This is a genomic window from Flavobacterium gelatinilyticum, assembly GCF_027111295.1.
Classification (GTDB): Bacteria; Bacteroidota; Bacteroidia; order Flavobacteriales; family Flavobacteriaceae; genus Flavobacterium; species Flavobacterium gelatinilyticum.
The window spans coordinates 1,398,067-1,413,727 of the sequence record NZ_CP114287.1 but is presented as its reverse complement, the minus strand read 5'-3'; the positions used below and the strand labels follow the sequence as shown (position 1 = coordinate 1,413,727).

The window sequence follows — 15,661 nt, the reverse complement described above, 5'->3', positions numbered from 1 at the left end:
TCTCTTTAAAAGTACTTTTAAGGTAATAAAAAAAGCTGATACTTAATTTGTATCAGCTTTTATATTAAACTTTTTTAACCTTTTTGAGGGCTTCGATATAATATTCGTTTACTTTTTCCCAATTAATATGTTCGTAAAACGCATCGATATAGCTTCCTTTTCTGTTTTGGTAATCCAGATAATAAGCATGTTCCCAGAGATCTATTCCTAAAATTGGCGTTCCCGGAATCAAGGCGTTTTTCATTAGCGGATTATCCTGATCTTCTGTAGTTGTGATTTGTAATTTTCCGTATCGGTCTACTACCAGCCAAACCCATCCTGACCCGAATTGTTTTTCTGCCTGGCCTTTAAACTGATTGGTCAGATTATTAAAAGAACCAAACTCTTTTTTTATAGAACCAGCCAAAGTATCTTTTGGAGTCTGTTCTTTTGGGGTTAAAACATTAAAATAAAGAGTATGATTGTAATAACCGCCTGCGTTCTGACGAAGTTTAGCATTATTAAGATCCAGTTTTTTTAAAATGTCCTCAATAGGCATGTTTTCGTATTCAGTCGAAACAATCTCTTTATTAAAATTATTAGTGTACGACAAATAATGTTTGGAATAATGCGTTTCCATAGTCAGTGATCGTAACGCCGGACTCAGTCCATCATAAGCAAAAGGCAGTTTTGTAAGTTCAAATGAACCCGGATCTGCTTTTACATCATTTGGCGACCCAATAGTAATTTTTTCTTCTTTAGTTGGCAGAGGCACTTCAACAACTTCAGTCAGCTTATTGTTATCATTACAAGAAAATAATAAAAATGAAGTCAAAGTACTGAACAAGATCATGTTATTCTTCATAATATAATTTATTTTGATGTTAGTGAATTAATGATTTCGATGTAATTCTCTTTTGCCTCATCCACTGATAAATGACTGATCTGCATCCAGGCATTTGTTTTAAAAGCATTTCGTAAATCAAAATTATCGGTTTGATTATAAACAGCAGTTCCAAAAGTAGCCTGTTTGTAAAATGCATAAAGTCTTAGCTGCACATCTTGCGGCAGAGAGGCTTGAGTCATTTCCATTGCAGTTTCTACAGCCTCAGAAAAACGAGTATCTAAGTCTTTTTCTGTCATTTATGCTTTTGTAGCAATAATAGTTTTACCTCCAATTGCTTTTTGTCCTAAAACAACATCAATTGGTGTACCTAAAGGTAAAAATAAATCTACTCTAGATCCAAATTTAATAAAACCGGCGTCAGTTCCCTGAACAACCTGCATTCCTTCTTTGGCATAATTTACAATTCTGCGTGCCAAAGCACCGGCAATTTGTCTGTAAAGAATACCTCCAAAAGTTTCGTTTTCAATAACTACAGTAGTTCTTTCGTTTTCCTCGCTTGCTTTTGGATGCCATGCTACCAAAAATTTACCAGGATGGTATTTACTGAATTTAATAATTCCGTCCATTGCGTAACGCGTTACGTGAACATTGATTGGAGACATAAAGATAGAAACCTGTAAACGTTTGTCTTTAAAGTACTCGCCTTCGTAAACTTCTTCAATAACCACTACTTTTCCATCAACTGGCGCAAGAATGTTGCTGCTATTGCGGACAGCGATTCTTTTTGGGTTTCTGAAAAATTGTAAAATGATAATCAAAATAAGCAGTGCTGCGATTTGAACCAGCATTCTAAGCCAATTGATATCTATAAATCTATCAGCAATTACAAGTACGGCAACAGTAAAAACTGTTCCTAATAAAATAGATGGGGCTCCTTCTTTATGAAACATAGTATAAAATTTGATAAAATAAAAATATTATTGGTGCTACAAATATAACACTATCTAGTCGATCTAAGATACCTCCGTGGCCGGGCATTATTGAACCACTGTCTTTTACGCCTGCAATTCGTTTGAATTTGGATTCGATTAAATCACCGATAGTGCCGAAAAAGCTCACGATAAGCGCAATAATTGTCCATATTAAAATAGATTTACTGCTGAATTCCGGTCTGGGCTGAATATAAAATTTAGAGATTAAAAAACCTGCAAATGCGGCAAAAACGATTCCGCCAACAAAGCCTTCGATGGTTTTTTTAGGAGAAACGCGTTCAAAAAGCTTGTGTTTTCCCATTGATTTTCCAACCAGATAGGCAAAAGTATCATTGGTCCAGATTAAAACGAATAATCCAAGAATAATTTTTGGATTGTAAGCATTTGTTCCAAAAGAAATTTTTACGATAAAAATAAAAGGAAGTGTAATGTATCCCAGTAAATATAAGTACTTTGATGAAGTGCTTATGCTTTGTACCGAATCATAAAAAAGGAAAATAATACATTTAATGGAGACTACCAGCGTAATTCCAAGAAGTACCAAATCCAGTTGTTTGATATTTACGTTTAAAGTTAACGCCGAATTGAATGTCTTGTTTAAAAAGGTTTCTGTTTGTTTATTGTAATGACTTACAAGTATTACCGATGAATAAACTAATAACCCAAATAAAATTGAGAAAATTTTATTAAGGCTGACCAGATTGCTGAACTCGTAAATGGTAATTACAAGAAAAAGACCAAAAAGAAGGATAAAGCTTTCGGTAGAAAACAGAATCGAAGTTAATAATAGAGCGATGTAAACAGCACCAGAAATGGTCCTCTTCAGTGTTTCATTCATCTTAAAGATCTTCTAAGAGCAATAGATACAGGTTCTTGGCAACACTTCCGTACTGCGTAAAATCTTCTTCTTTTGCTTTTTCGAAATATTTTATGGTGGTGATGTTAGTAGGTATATCTCTGTCGTATTTACGCTTGATGGCACTTAATCCATCGCTTTTCATTGGCAGGATTTGACTTGTTGTTGCCAGAATTACAATATTTGCCGGTAAATCGTTTGGTTTGTTTTGTCTGATTTGCTTTGATGAAAATAAAATAGAACCTTCGTCTGCAATTAAATTTTCGCAGCTTGCCAAAAGGAATTTAGGATGAGAAGGAGCTATGTAGAACAGTTTATTTTCTTCTAATAAAGAAAAAAGGGCAGATTCGTAACATAAAACTTCATTTTCGAACCAATCATTTTCTTCCAGAATATTTTCAAATTGTTCAGCGACTTCCTGTTTGTTTTCACAATACAGAAATTTTCCTCCATTTTTCCTGAAATTGAAAATGAATTGTTCATCTAAAGACAAATGACTATTCGGAGCAGAAGAAGTTCCTGCATATTCGCTTTCATGTTCTTCATCTGAAGCAGATTCGCCGGAACCAAATATTTTTTTGAAAAAATTCATTTTTTATATGAAATACTTTACATGTTAATTGAAAACGTTCAAAGATAAAAAAATCTTAATTCAAAAGCCTGTTTTGAATTAAGATTTTAATAAATATTACAAATTTATTGAATAATTTACGAAACGACTTCTTCTAAATTTTTGTCAAAAGTACGTTTTCCGAAAATTGCTTCCAAGTCATCTTTAAAGATAACTTCTTTTTCTATTAATATATCAGCTAGCTGATTTAATTTGTCTTTGTTTTCTTCAAGAATTTGGATAGCTCTTTGGTATTGGCCTTCAATTAATTCTGAAATTTCGGCATCGATAATTTTTGCCGTTTCATCAGAATATGGTTTTGAGAAATTATATTCGCTTTGTCCTGATGAATCGTAATATGTAACGTTTCCAATTTTATCATTCAAACCGTAAATCGTTACCATGGCACGAGCCTGACGTGTTACTTTTTCTAAATCGCTTAATGCACCGGTAGAAATTCTGTCAAAAGTTACTTTTTCTGCAGCTCTTCCTCCCATAGTAGCACACATTTCGTCCAGCATTTGGTCTGTTCTTACGATTTGTCTTTCTTCCGGAAGATACCATGCAGCTCCTAAACTTTGTCCGCGGGGAACAATAGTTACTTTTATAAGCGGTGCGGCATGTTCCAGCATCCAGCTTACTGTTGCGTGACCAGCTTCGTGAATAGCGATTGCTCTTTTTTCTTCTGGAGTAATGATTTTGTTTTTCTTTTCAAGACCACCGATAATTCTGTCTACAGCATCAAGGAAATCCTGTCTGTCTACAGCCGGTTTGTTATTACGTGCCGCAATTAAGGCTGCCTCGTTACAAACGTTTGCAATATCAGCGCCAGAGAATCCCGGAGTTTGTTTTGCTAAGAAATCAAGATCAAGACCTTCTACTTTTTTGATAGGTTTAAGGTGTACCTGGAAAATTTCGGCTCTTTCGCGGATGTCCGGTAAGTCAACAAAAATTTGTCTGTCAAAACGTCCGGCACGCATTAAAGCTTTATCAAGAACGTCAGCTCTGTTTGTTGCAGCTAAAACAATTACGTTAGAGTTTGTACCAAAACCGTCCATTTCTGTCAATAACTGGTTTAGTGTGTTTTCTCTTTCGTCATTTCCTCCTGACATATTGCTTTTTCCTCTTGCTCTACCAACAGCGTCAATTTCATCGATGAAAATGATTGCCGGAGATTTTTCTTTTGCCTGTTTAAATAAGTCTCGTACACGAGATGCACCAACTCCTACGAACATTTCAACGAAATCTGAACCTGATAAAGAGAAGAAAGGAACCTGTGCTTCGCCGGCTACAGCTTTTGCTAATAAGGTTTTACCAGTTCCCGGAGGTCCTACAAGTAAAGCTCCTTTTGGAATTTTACCTCCAAGGTTGGTATATTTTTCAGGATTTTTAAGGAATTCTACAATTTCCTGGATTTCTTCTTTTGCACCTTCTAAACCTGCAACATCCTTAAATGTTGTTTTGATATCTGTTTTTTCATCAAAAAGCTTAGCTTTAGATTTTCCGATGTTGAAAATCTGTCCGCCTCCGCCGGCGCCTCCGCCTGACATTTTACGCATAATGAAAATCCAGACACCAATAATAATGATAATAGGAAGAAGACTGATAAAAATATCGCTCCAGTTGTTTGCTTCTTTAAAATCGTAGTCAACTAATTTTTTTTCGGCTTTAGCTTTGTCCAGCTTTTCCTGAAAAGATTTCAGATCACCAAATTTTGTTGTGTAATGAGGCCCTTTGTTAGGTCTGTCAAATATATCTTTAGCTACTTTTTTATTAGCAGGATCTTTTAATGCCGCATCAGAAAGATAGATTTCAGCATCTTTATTATTGAAAATAATAACGTTTTTAATTTGTCCTTTGGCTAACATATTGTCAATGTCAGACGATTTTAACTGAGCAGGTTCGCTCATGTTTGATCCTCCCGTGGCAAAACTTATAAATAGAAAAATTAAAAGTATTGCCGTGTAGATCAACCACGGACTTATCTTAAATTTATTCGGATTTGGATTATTATCTTTAGCCATTTAGAAAATTTTTTCTTTTAGTATTTGTTTTCGATTGTAGTTATTTTGGCATCACCCCAAAGGCTCTCGATATTGTAGTATTCGCGAATGTGTTTTTGGAAAACATGTACCACAATATGCACATAATCCATAAGAACCCATTCTGCGTTGTCTGTTCCTTCTACGTGCCAAGGTTTGTCCTTTAAGTCTTTTGATACAGTTTTTTGTATTGAGTTTACAATGGCGTTAACTTGGGTGTTTGAGCTACCGTTGCAAATTACGAAATAATCGCAAACTGCTGTGTCTATATCTCTTAAGTCAAGAATATCGATATCATTTCCTTTTACTTCCTCAATCCCTTTGATTATGTTCGCCAGTAGAACATCATTATTAATAGTCTTTTTCGCCATGAATTATTTTATATGTGAATTTGTAAAGTTACCAAATTTTGTGATTATTTTTGAACCTTAACAAAATATTAAATTAAGTTACTAAAATTTTAATGAAACTAATCAAACTCGATGCCATAGATTCGACAAATGATTTCTTAAAATCGATGGCAAGTAAAGATGAACCGGAGAACTTTACGGTGGTAACCGCTGAAAATCAGACAAAAGGTAAGGGGCAAATGGGAGGAAAATGGAAGTCTGAAGCCGGTAAAAACTTAATTATGAGTGTCTTGGTAAAGGATTTTCTGTTTGATAATGAAAGAGTTTTTGATCTGAGCATTGTGGTTTCTTTAGCCGTTTCGGATGTTTTAAAATCGTTAAATATTCCTGATATCTGTATTAAATGGCCAAACGACATTCTGTCATATAATAAGAAACTCGTTGGCATATTAATAGAAAATACACTCAAAAGCGATGGCAGGATTTTGTCAGTTGTCGGAATCGGAATTAATGTAAATCAGACAGATTACACAGAATTTCCTCAAGCTTCTTCTCTGGCTGTAATTTCCGGAAAATCGTTTGACAAAGAAGCTTTGGCAGTTTTAATTGTCAAAAAAATACAGGAAATAATAGAGTTGTGGCGCACAGAATCGAATGCTTTACAAGAAAGATATGTAAATTCTTTATTTAAAAAAGGTATTCCAATGCCGTTTAGAAATCAAAATAATCAAAATTTTATGGGAATCATTCAGGGAGTTTCTCCAATTGGCAGACTTCAGGTTTTGCTGGAAGATGATTCGGTTAAAGAATTTGAAATAAAAGAACTTAAAATGCTTTATTAGAAGCTTCGGAGAGGCTAAGATATTAATATGCTAAGGTTTTTTATACTCTTCTTATGTCTGGATTGACAAAACAAAAAAAGTCCAATCGATAGATTGGACTTTTTAATTTATTAATTCACAATTTACAATTCAGAATTATAACTTGTGCATATTGTTTGCTAAAGTTTCAATAAACTTACTAATTGGACCTTTAACCATCATCGCCATCATAGCGTTGAATTCGCCTTCAAAGAATAACTGAACTGCACTTTCTGAATCAGAAACTGAGTCAATGTTTGAAGTCAGGGTAAACGGAAGTTTATCACTTGCAGCGCCCAGAACGATTTTGTTTGGAGCTGTTTTGTCTTTCATTTTTAATTTGATTTCCGGCATACCTTTCAATCCAAAAATAAAAGAGTCTTCGCCGGTTACTTCAAATTTAGCAATGTTATCCGGCATTAATTTTTCAAAATTCTTAACATCAGTCAGCTGATCGAATAAATCCTGAGCTGATTTCTGAACTGTAACTTTTGGACTTTCTAAGTTCATATTGTTTTGTTTTTATTTTTCTTAACCGCAAAGTGCGCAAAGTTTTTTTAAATATACGAGATTTTGTAAAAACACAAAGTTCGCAAAGCTGGAATTTTAATAATACTTAAATTCCAAAAAAAGAGCAAAGCGATTTTTTTTTTAGAAAATCTAAAATCTATTCCTGTCCCCAGATCGACGGGCTTTCGCTCCATTCAAGCAGGGTAGACTGCTGATCTTCGGTGATATATTGTTTTTGAACTGCTAAGCTCAGAAGATTTTCGTAGTTGCTTAAAGTAAATAAATCAATGTTTGCTTCTTTGAAATTTTCTTCGGCAACACCAAATCCATAAGTGAAGATAGCGGCCATACCTTTAATATTAGCACCTTCATTGCGTAAGGCTTCAACAGCCATTAAACTGCTTTTTCCGGTACTAATTAAGTCTTCTACAACCACAACATTTTGTCCTTTTTGTAAAAAACCTTCAACCTGATTTTGTCTTCCGTGTTTTTTTGGTTCCGGACGTACATATACAAACGGAAGTCCCAAACTTTCGGCAACCAGAATACCAACTCCAATGGCTCCAGTAGCAACGCCGGCAATGACATCAGGCTTTCCAAATTGTTTTTCGATGTTCTTAGCAAATTCATCACGAACATAGTTTCTAATGCTCGGAAATGAAAGAATTAACCTATTATCGCAATAAATAGGAGATTTCCAACCAGAAGCCCATGTAAAAGGATTTTCGGGATTCAATTTAATTGCATTTATTTGCAAAAGCAATTCGGCTGTTTTTTCGGCAGTATCTTTATTAAAAATCATAGTACAAATGTATAAAGTTTTTGTAAACGACAAACCACTTTTTTTGACAAATGAAATCTCAAAGGAAACAGATTTTCAATTGTTCTTGTTGGAAAGTATTGATATCGAACAGCTTATTATAAAAATTTTTCAAAATAAAATTCAGAAAGCTATTTTATATCATCCCGACGAAAGTGAAATAATGAAAACCCTCAAAGCTAAAATTCCGGTAAATAAAGCAGGCGGCGGTTTTGTATATAACAAGAAAGGTGAGGTATTATTCATCTTTAGAAACGGGAAATGGGACCTTCCAAAGGGCGGAATCGAGAAGGGAGAGGACATTGAAACGACCGCAATGCGTGAGGTTGAAGAAGAAACCGGGGTAAATTTACTACGAATTACAAATAAACTTCAAAAAACATATCACGTATTTAAGCGTAACGGAAAATACAAACTTAAAATCACGCATTGGTTCGAAATGCATTCTGATTTTGAAGGAACCCCACACGGACAAATCGAGGAAGGAATCGAAAAAGTTGCCTGGCTGAATCCTGAACAAATTAAGGAAGCACTTAAAAATTCGTATGAGAATATTAAGTTATTGTTTGATGAAGATGAAAAACCGGTATTTAAAGTACCCAACAAAAATTAAAGATTTCAATTCCTAAATGTAAATCATTTAAGAAAAGGCCCAATAATCGCAAAATGGTTATTGGGCCTTTTTTTATTAATTAAGTCGGTGGTTTAGCTTTTTCATTTCTTCTTTTATTCCTTCCAGAGTAACGGGCTGAAACGCCAGATCATTTTCGGGATTTCTTCCCGTAATTGTTTCCTTGACCGCTAAAAAAGGTTTGTTGTCGAAATATTTAACAGCAACAATAGTAATTTTTTCATTTGAAGCAATATTTTTAAATACCACATTTTTCTCAGTTAGATTTCCTCTAATTATAGATTTATAACGATGAAAGAGAACATAAATACAAGCATCAGTTTCATCATTAAGATTAATAGCATAATCGATTATTTTATCGTCAGGGAAACTTAAAAATCGATCGCAGTTAATATACCCTAATTTTGATGAGCTGAAGAAATAAGAACTAATTTCTGCAGCACTTGCTTCCTGAATTGCATTCTCTGTATAATTGGCAGCACGAGGATTATAAGTAGTTACAGATCTTGAAGATCCTGATGAACTTGCAAATCTTGATGAAGAACGACCATCTTCTTCTGGGCTCTGTATCGTAATAGGAAGGCTGTAAGTCGTATTTACAGCCAGACCGTTTATTTTGCCCGGAGTAAATTTTGGAAGCATTTTAATCACCCTTACAAATTCGTCATCGGCTTCTTTACTCAACCCTTTTGTGATCTTGACATTCGTAACATTTCCCTCTTTATCAATTGTAAACGAGGCGTAAATTCTGCCCGATTTGCCATCTTCCTGAGTTCTGTAATTTTTACCGATAAACTTATACATTTTTTGAAAACCTCCCGGATATTCAGGCTTTTGATCAACTTTAGTAAAAGTCTGGTTTAAATCAACAGATTCCTGATCGACATTCCAGTTTATCTGATCATTTTTCCAGTTACCGGTAAAAAGCTGCATTCCTGTTTTTTCTTTTTTCCTGGGAAATTCAATTTCTATAGCTTTTCCGTTCCCCAAATCGCATTTTTCGTTATCTGACGTTGCGGTTATGTGAAGCATACCGCCCGTTTCCAGCAATTTTCCGTTTGAAGTCGTCGAAAGTCGGCCTAAAATAATATCCGAAACCGAATAATATTCCTTAACAGCAATTGTAATTTTTCCCGAAACCTCTTTTCCGCTTTTTGCCAAAGCAAAGCTGTTTGCCCTAATGGTAATTTTAGTTTTTTCGGCACAGACAATCGTTGTGTCTTTTGCATTATTGATTGTGAAAAACTGCGGTTTTTTATCGTTTTTAGTAAAGAAATCCGATAATAATTTTTTATCCAAATCCGGATTTTTACTTTTCAAACTCAATGTAAAAGAATCACTTTTTACACTGTCATTAACAACATTTTTAGTCTGTTGTTCCAGAGGTTTTTGTTTAGAAACGTTTTCTTTAGTTTCATTTTTGCATGAAAAAATCACAAAAGTAAATGCGGAAAATAGCAGAAGTTTAAATTTCATCAGCAGGTTGGATTTGGTTAGATTTCTTTCTCAAATATAAACTAAAGCACGAATGATTGTACGTAAGACACTGAATTTTTGTTCTGTTTGAGATTGCTGCTTAATCAAACGTTTATCCTGCCGATGAGACATTCCTCTGGAATGAATTTAATTTTCAGTCTCAGTTTTTTACTTTGTGGATCTCTGGGAAACTTGATGAGTTTTTTTGTGAAACCAATTTTTAAATTATTTGCTGGTAACTGGTAAAACAGGTCCGCAGGTTCCTTTTTCACCTTCTCCTACAGAACGAATTTCTCCTTTTTCAAAATCAGAATTAAAAGTAAGGCTGATAGAAGATTCATTTTCACTTCCGTTTACAACAATACTTCCTGCAGGTTCTGCAATAATGGTCCATTTAATATCCGGAGCATCGAGTGAGCTTTTATAATAGAAAGATGCCGATGAACCTGGTTTTGCAACACAAGAACCAATATTGGTTACCTGATCATAAAAAACAGTACTACCCGAAATGTAGCAATATAATCCCTCCAGATTTGAAGGCTGGCTGGCTTTTTTAGCACTTTCTACAACTTTTTCATCATTAGAGCAGGAAACGATTAAAATCGTTGTGAGTAACATACATAATTTTTTCATACTACCTTTATTTTAAGTTATATACTCTAGTATGTTATATTTTAAAAGGTTGCGTGCAGAAATAAAATTATAGTAAAACTGCCTAGATTTTATTCTTTGTTAATTAGCGAAATTCTCGTTTATTTAATAAAATTTATTTTTGTTAATTCACGTCTTAAAAATCGTACTTTTGTTTCGCGCATAATAAGCAAAATATCCGCTGCAATACAAATCATTTTGACAGTATCGTACATAAAAGAATATGTTTTTTAAATATTGTGTGTTATTACCCTTAATACTATCTTTGAATTATGAGCACATATACAAAACCAAACCATATAGGGCGCAAAATCAGCCGAATTCGTGAACTTAGAGATATGAAGCAGGAAGCTTTGGCTCAGGCTTTAGGAATAAGTCAGCAAACAGTTTCGGCTATAGAAAATAGTGAGGATGTTGATGATGAAAAGCTTATTGATATTGCAAAAGCTTTAGGTGTAAATGTTGATGCTCTTAAAAACTTTTCGGAAGAAGCTGCAATTAATTATTTTAATAATTTCTACGATAATAGTGGTAGTAATGGTGCATTTGCGCATGGACCAGTATTCACTTTTAATCCTTTAGATAAATTAATTGAAGCTTACGAAGAAAACAAAAAGCTTTACGAACGTTTAGTTCAGGCAGAAAAAGAAAAAGTGGAATTTTTAGAGAAAATATTGAAGGATAAATAAGTTTTATTCTTTCTAAGATAAAAGAAAAGCCTAATAAAATATAATGTTTTATTAGGCTTTCTTGATATTTAATTTAAATGTTGATCTTTTGTATTAATGAATTTATTCGATTTTATAAACTTTCTATTCGTTTTTTGAGATCAGATAATTTATTTAAGTTTGAGGAATGAACTAATGAGAATTTAATTTCTTCCAAAGTTGGCATTGCATTTGATTTTTTGAATTGTTTAGCCTTTAAAAGTAATAATGGTATCAGATAATCTTTCCCTGAAACAATTTGTGTTAAATTATCAATACAATAATTCCATTTATCAGACAGTTCTTTATATTTTAAATCATATTTATCTTCAGTTGTTAATGTAAGAATCTCTGCTTTTAATTTTAAAATTTCTGCATTCACTAAATCGATTTGAAAAACCATTTTTTTTCCTTGTTTTTTATGGTATTTGTCAGCATTAAATAGTGTGAAAAAACCTCCGAAATAGTTTAGTAAAGCAAAGTGAATAAATAAATCTATAAAAATAGCACAATATTCTTCTAACCATTCATTGAAATTAAGTTCGGATTCTATTTTTTCAATTGATTTTGTTCCGCAACTCATGTATAAAAAATGAACTATTGTTTCCTTATCAATTAAAAAGTTTTCAATGCAATATCCTTGCAAAACATATAGGTTCTCATGTTGAGGAATATTTTCTCCATGAATAAAAATTATGTCACCATCAACAATGAATATTTTTTTTCTTCCATTTTCAGGTTCATTATTACATCTTTTTATTACAATATCTTTACAACCAAGCGGAGTTACGTCGTTAATTACTAAATCATTTTTTAATAACCTTTTAAAAAGAACTTTATAAAATTCTTTATCTTTTTCATTGTCTTCAGTATAGATGTCAACATCATTTCTATAAGTCCTGAAAGTAGACGTTAATCGTTGAGATTCTTCACTTAGTGCAATCATATTAATAGTTAAGTTTATTTAAATCTTGACAAAATTTTTCTCTTGAAATTTTAGAAATTATTGATGGTGAATGGGTGGCTAATATGAATTGTGTTTTTGGGCTAGCTTCTGTTATAGCATCGATAAATATTTCTTGCCATGTAATATGAAGTGATAATTCTGGTTCATCAATAATGAAAACACCAGATGGTTTTTGATCTTCTTCAAAGATTAAATGGGCAATCATTATTATAATTTGCTTTTCACCTGAAGATAATTCAAAAACATTTGAATAAGTATCATTATTGAGTTTAACTTTAATTTCCCCATCAGATGCTATTTCAATACTTTTTCTTCCCTCTTTTAAAAAATTAGATGTAATGCTTTCAAGTCTTTTAATGGGTGATCGTAGTTCTGCAATTTTTTCTTGGTATGTTTGACTAAAATGAATTATTTCCTCTATCCTTTTCATTTGTGAACTATTATTAACCCATTTTATTAGCAAATTCATTTGCTTTTCAAGATTTTCATGATTCTTACTATCGTTTTGTAACTCATTTTCCGCTTCTGTATTTAAACTAATTAGTTTTTCCATTTTTTCAAAAAATGTTTTTGCAACATCATCTAAAAAATTAAGATCTAAACTAGTTATAGCGGCTAATACTTTTTCTCTTTTGTCTAATAATGTTTCAATACCAATTACTTCTGAAACCAATTTCGAATTATCATCATATTTAAATGATAATTCAAATATTTTTTGTTTAAATTCTTCGCTAATTTTTGGTTGTTGTTGAGCTATCTTTCTAAAATAATCAAAAATTAAAAATTGAACATCTTCGAGACTACTATCAATTGCAGTAAAACCTCCAATACTACCAGATGTCCTTCTCCTTCTGTTTTTTTGAAACATATAAAGTTGGTTTCTTTTTATTTGTAGATCAATATTCCTTCCCTCATATATTTTTCTGTCTAAACCCAAAAATTTAGGAGTTGCAAGTTCTCTTATAAATTTTGTGATTTCATGGCTGTCAAATTGTTCTTTATAAGTTCGTTCCTTGATTGAAATCTCTTCAATATCAAGTGTATTGTCACTATATTTAAGATATCTCGAGAAAGATTGTGTTTTTTTACTAGTATTTGAAGTTTTAATTGATAAGGAAAAATTGTTTTCTTTTTTATTTTGTTTAGCTGTAATAAGAATATCTTTCTCTTTTTCACGGCTAGAGCATATTAATTCTGCAGTTTCAAATTCAATCTGGTTCAAATATTGGTATGATGGTGAAATTAATCCTAGGATTAGTTTTAAAGCAGAAGTTTTTCCAGATCCATTTATTCCAATTAAGAAAGTTAATTCTGAAAAAAAATTAATATCATAGTTCAAATAACCATGAACTTTCTCAGCTTTGAATGAATTTAATTTCATAAGATTATAGTTTTATTTTAATAGTGATTAACTATATTATTCTCAAAAATAAAAAATAGTTGAATAAAAAGCTTACGGAAATCCGTAAAGTAAAATATATTTTTATAAATTGAATTGTGTTAAAAAAATTAAAGCAAACGATAAACAGGATACTGCAAATGCGCCTTTTCATAATAAACAGAATGTTTGTAAATCCATTCTAATTGCGCTTCTGGATTTTTAGCAAAATTGGTATCGCTTTGTTTTTTAGATTCTAATTCGGCTTTAAGGGTTGTATTTTCTTTTAAAAGCTGTGCAGCGGTATCTTCAAAAATATAATCAGAATAATGTTCTTTTTGCTGTAAAATAGCATCGAAGAAATTCCAGTTAAAGAATGAATCAACACCTTCCGGTTCAAAAGCTTCCAGAAGGTATTTTACGCCTTTTTGAGTCGTTGGAATGTAATAATCTCCTTTTGCAAAAGCCATTTTAACAACTTTAGAAGTTACTGTTGTATTGCGATGCAAATAATGTCCTTCGTACGCAGACGGAACGGTTTTAAAATCGGCAATTCGATAGCTTTCGACTTCTATAATTGTATCGTTTTTAAATTGTCTGAAAGAGATGTTATTGTTTTTCAGTAACTCAATAATATTCCAATAACCACGCGGAATGATATAAGCAGAAGGTATAATAACTTCTTTCTGTGATTTGAATTCTTTTATATACGGAACGTCTTTTTTATACGGTTTGTTTCGGTCGTAATACAAACGATCGCCTGTTGTGGCTTCGCTTTTTTTGTAACCCGCTTCATATCCTAAAAAAGAGAATTTAGTCGTTTTCGTGCTGTCCATTTTCCATTTTAAAGTATAGGATTTTTTAGGCTGATACTGCTCTAAATTCTTCACACGAAGCTCTTTGATTTTCTGATAATTGGCATCAGTAAAATCCATAGTCGATTTCATGTATTCGTAGGTTACTTTTACACGTTCGGCGTATTTTTTCAGCATGTGCGTTTCGACAACAAAACCAATCGTATTAAACAAAGAAGTATAACCCGTTGTATATCGCGGACTATCAACAAACTGTCCGAAACCTTTGTCCGGCGTATCTTTAAAAGAATCTACATAAGGTGTTGTTTCGATTTTCTTTTTCTGAAGATCTTTTACCAAAGCCGGCATCATTTCGTTGTTCATAAAATCGCCCAGAACCGTTCCCAGTTTGTTGTGCTGTGTCATAATATACGTCAGTTTGTATTGATAATCTGAACCGTTGCTTACATGATTATCGATAAAAACATCGGCATTTATTTTCTGGAAAATCTCCACAAAACTTTTGGTGTTTCGGGTATCCGATTTCATTAAATCGCGGTTTAAATCGTAGTTTCTGGCATTTCCTCTAAAACCGTAAATTTCAGGTCCGTCCTGATTGGCGCGAGTTGTTGAATTTCTATTTAATGCCCCGCCGATATTGTAAACCGGAATCGAAACCAAAACGGTATTCTTTGGAGCTTTCATTTTTCCTGTTGCCAGATCTCTGTAAAACTGCATGGTCGCGTCGATTCCGTCCGGTTCTCCGGCGTGGATTCCGTTATTGACAAAAAGAACGGCTTTTGTTTTCTGAATTTTATCAAAATCAAATTCTTTGTCAGGATTAAAGGTAATCATGTGCAAAGGTTCGCCAGAATCTGTCAGTCCCATTTCTTTCATCTGTATGGTTGGGAAATCATTTGCCAGCATTTTAAAATAAGCAATAGTTTCCTGATACGAAGCAGATTGATTTCCGTTTCCTTTCTCAAAAAAGGTATCGTATTTTTTATTGTTCTGAGCAGAAATCGTAATGGTGAAAAGTGAAATGAAAATGGTAAAAAGTTTCATGGTTCTGGTTTTTAATAGAAATCAAATATAGGATTTTTGTTTCAAGTTTCAGGTTTCAGGTTGACATGCCTTGTGTTTATTTGTTTCACGCAGATTTGGCAGATCTAAGCAGATTAATTTTGATTT

At 32.9% G+C, this 15,661-nt stretch carries 17 protein-coding genes; 3 read left to right on the top strand and 14 right to left on the bottom strand.

Annotated features, from left to right (window positions below; genetic code table 11):
• Window positions 1-64: 64 nt before the first annotated feature.
• The 7 genes from OZP11_RS05995 to rsfS form a co-directional block, all read right to left on the bottom strand.
• On the bottom strand, window positions 65-844 hold the full coding sequence (locus OZP11_RS05995) for a superoxide dismutase (RefSeq protein WP_281234315.1): 780 nt from the start codon (window positions 842-844) through the stop codon (window positions 65-67).
• Window positions 845-852: 8 nt separating this feature from the next.
• A complete protein-coding gene (locus tag OZP11_RS05990; RefSeq protein ID WP_281234314.1) occupies window positions 853-1,122 on the bottom strand; it encodes an acyl-CoA-binding protein in 270 nt (89 codons plus the stop codon).
• Window positions 1,123-1,776: a phosphatidylserine decarboxylase family protein gene (locus tag OZP11_RS05985; RefSeq protein WP_281234313.1), complete on the bottom strand. Its 654-nt coding sequence runs from the start codon at window positions 1,774-1,776 to the stop codon at window positions 1,123-1,125.
• On the bottom strand, window positions 1,766-2,656 hold the full coding sequence (locus OZP11_RS05980) for a phosphatidate cytidylyltransferase (RefSeq protein ID WP_281234312.1): 891 nt from the start codon (window positions 2,654-2,656) through the stop codon (window positions 1,766-1,768). Before OZP11_RS05980 ends, OZP11_RS05985 begins: the two co-directional genes overlap by 11 nt.
• 1 nt (window position 2,657) lies before the next feature.
• Window positions 2,658-3,266 (bottom strand): lactate utilization protein B/C, encoded by a 609-nt coding sequence (locus OZP11_RS05975; protein ID WP_281234311.1) that lies wholly within the window; start codon window positions 3,264-3,266, stop codon window positions 2,658-2,660.
• 116 nt (window positions 3,267-3,382) lie between these two features.
• Window positions 3,383-5,308 carry an ATP-dependent zinc metalloprotease FtsH gene (gene ftsH, locus OZP11_RS05970; protein WP_281234310.1) on the bottom strand — a complete coding sequence of 642 codons (1,926 nt, stop codon included), beginning with the start codon at window positions 5,306-5,308 and terminating at the stop codon, window positions 3,383-3,385.
• 17 nt (window positions 5,309-5,325) lie between these two features.
• A complete protein-coding gene (gene rsfS / locus OZP11_RS05965) occupies window positions 5,326-5,697 on the bottom strand; it encodes a ribosome silencing factor (RefSeq protein WP_012024667.1) in 372 nt (123 codons plus the stop codon).
• Between the two features lie 92 nt (window positions 5,698-5,789).
• On the opposite strand from rsfS, the gene OZP11_RS05960 reads away from it, so the two are divergent.
• The gene (locus OZP11_RS05960) at window positions 5,790-6,518 is read left to right on the top strand and encodes a biotin--[acetyl-CoA-carboxylase] ligase (RefSeq protein ID WP_281234309.1); all 729 of its coding nucleotides are present in this window, start codon (window positions 5,790-5,792) and stop codon (window positions 6,516-6,518) included.
• 135 nt (window positions 6,519-6,653) lie between these two features.
• Here the strand turns inward: OZP11_RS05960 and OZP11_RS05955 are convergent, their stop codons facing one another.
• Both OZP11_RS05955 and pyrE read right to left on the bottom strand, forming a co-directional pair.
• Complete coding sequence (locus OZP11_RS05955) at window positions 6,654-7,046, bottom strand: SRPBCC family protein (protein WP_281234308.1); 393 nt, start codon at window positions 7,044-7,046, stop codon at window positions 6,654-6,656.
• A gap of 157 nt (window positions 7,047-7,203) precedes the next feature.
• Window positions 7,204-7,848 (bottom strand): orotate phosphoribosyltransferase, encoded by a 645-nt coding sequence (gene pyrE / locus OZP11_RS05950; RefSeq protein ID WP_281234307.1) that lies wholly within the window; start codon window positions 7,846-7,848, stop codon window positions 7,204-7,206.
• 7 nt (window positions 7,849-7,855) lie between these two features.
• Here pyrE and OZP11_RS05945 point away from each other — a divergent pair, with 7 nt between their 5' ends.
• Entirely contained in the window at window positions 7,856-8,479 is a 624-nt protein-coding gene (locus OZP11_RS05945) for an NUDIX hydrolase (protein WP_281234306.1), read from the top strand.
• Between the two features lie 75 nt (window positions 8,480-8,554).
• Here OZP11_RS05945 and OZP11_RS05940 read toward each other — a convergent pair whose 3' ends face one another.
• Window positions 8,555-9,973 carry an energy transducer TonB gene (locus OZP11_RS05940; protein WP_281234305.1) on the bottom strand — a complete coding sequence of 473 codons (1,419 nt, stop codon included), beginning with the start codon at window positions 9,971-9,973 and terminating at the stop codon, window positions 8,555-8,557.
• 225 nt (window positions 9,974-10,198) lie between these two features.
• Window positions 10,199-10,606: a hypothetical protein gene (locus tag OZP11_RS05935; protein ID WP_281234304.1), complete on the bottom strand. Its 408-nt coding sequence runs from the start codon at window positions 10,604-10,606 to the stop codon at window positions 10,199-10,201.
• Between the two features lie 290 nt (window positions 10,607-10,896).
• Between OZP11_RS05935 and OZP11_RS05930 the strand changes: the two genes are divergently transcribed.
• Window positions 10,897-11,313 (top strand): helix-turn-helix domain-containing protein, encoded by a 417-nt coding sequence (locus tag OZP11_RS05930; RefSeq protein WP_281234303.1) that lies wholly within the window; start codon window positions 10,897-10,899, stop codon window positions 11,311-11,313.
• Between the two features lie 112 nt (window positions 11,314-11,425).
• Here OZP11_RS05930 and OZP11_RS05925 read toward each other — a convergent pair whose 3' ends face one another.
• The 3 genes from OZP11_RS05925 to OZP11_RS05915 form a co-directional block, all read right to left on the bottom strand.
• On the bottom strand, window positions 11,426-12,277 hold the full coding sequence (locus OZP11_RS05925) for a DUF4435 domain-containing protein (protein ID WP_281234302.1): 852 nt from the start codon (window positions 12,275-12,277) through the stop codon (window positions 11,426-11,428).
• A 1-nt stretch (window position 12,278) separates the two neighbouring features.
• On the bottom strand, window positions 12,279-13,679 hold the full coding sequence (locus OZP11_RS05920; protein ID WP_281234301.1) for an AAA family ATPase: 1,401 nt from the start codon (window positions 13,677-13,679) through the stop codon (window positions 12,279-12,281).
• A 128-nt stretch (window positions 13,680-13,807) separates the two neighbouring features.
• A complete protein-coding gene (locus tag OZP11_RS05915; protein WP_281234300.1) occupies window positions 13,808-15,535 on the bottom strand; it encodes a M14 family metallopeptidase in 1,728 nt (575 codons plus the stop codon).
• Window positions 15,536-15,661 lie beyond the last annotated feature (126 nt).

What these genes read in the sequence shown, in the direction of transcription:
- OZP11_RS05985 (WP_281234313.1), bottom strand. Translation starts at nt 1,776, where the DNA reads ATGTTTCATAAAGAAGGAGCCCCATCTATTTTATTAGGAACAGTTTTT.
- OZP11_RS05925 (WP_281234302.1), bottom strand. Translation starts at nt 12,277, where the DNA reads ATGATTGCACTAAGTGAAGAATCTCAACGATTAACGTCTACTTTCAGG.
- rsfS (WP_012024667.1), bottom strand. Translation starts at nt 5,697, where the DNA reads ATGGCGAAAAAGACTATTAATAATGATGTTCTACTGGCGAACATAATC.
- OZP11_RS05960 (WP_281234309.1), top strand. Translation starts at nt 5,790, where the DNA reads ATGAAACTAATCAAACTCGATGCCATAGATTCGACAAATGATTTCTTA.
- OZP11_RS05990 (WP_281234314.1), bottom strand. Translation starts at nt 1,122, where the DNA reads ATGACAGAAAAAGACTTAGATACTCGTTTTTCTGAGGCTGTAGAAACT.
- ftsH (WP_281234310.1), bottom strand. Translation starts at nt 5,308, where the DNA reads ATGGCTAAAGATAATAATCCAAATCCGAATAAATTTAAGATAAGTCCG.
- OZP11_RS05920 (WP_281234301.1), bottom strand. Translation starts at nt 13,679, where the DNA reads ATGAAATTAAATTCATTCAAAGCTGAGAAAGTTCATGGTTATTTGAAC.
- OZP11_RS05930 (WP_281234303.1), top strand. Translation starts at nt 10,897, where the DNA reads ATGAGCACATATACAAAACCAAACCATATAGGGCGCAAAATCAGCCGA.
- pyrE (WP_281234307.1), bottom strand. Translation starts at nt 7,848, where the DNA reads ATGATTTTTAATAAAGATACTGCCGAAAAAACAGCCGAATTGCTTTTG.
- OZP11_RS05935 (WP_281234304.1), bottom strand. Translation starts at nt 10,606, where the DNA reads ATGAAAAAATTATGTATGTTACTCACAACGATTTTAATCGTTTCCTGC.
- OZP11_RS05975 (WP_281234311.1), bottom strand. Translation starts at nt 3,266, where the DNA reads ATGAATTTTTTCAAAAAAATATTTGGTTCCGGCGAATCTGCTTCAGAT.
- OZP11_RS05955 (WP_281234308.1), bottom strand. Translation starts at nt 7,046, where the DNA reads ATGAACTTAGAAAGTCCAAAAGTTACAGTTCAGAAATCAGCTCAGGAT.
- OZP11_RS05980 (WP_281234312.1), bottom strand. Translation starts at nt 2,656, where the DNA reads ATGAATGAAACACTGAAGAGGACCATTTCTGGTGCTGTTTACATCGCT.
- OZP11_RS05945 (WP_281234306.1), top strand. Translation starts at nt 7,856, where the DNA reads ATGTATAAAGTTTTTGTAAACGACAAACCACTTTTTTTGACAAATGAA.
- OZP11_RS05995 (WP_281234315.1), bottom strand. Translation starts at nt 844, where the DNA reads ATGAAGAATAACATGATCTTGTTCAGTACTTTGACTTCATTTTTATTA.
- OZP11_RS05940 (WP_281234305.1), bottom strand. Translation starts at nt 9,973, where the DNA reads ATGAAATTTAAACTTCTGCTATTTTCCGCATTTACTTTTGTGATTTTT.
- OZP11_RS05915 (WP_281234300.1), bottom strand. Translation starts at nt 15,535, where the DNA reads ATGAAACTTTTTACCATTTTCATTTCACTTTTCACCATTACGATTTCT.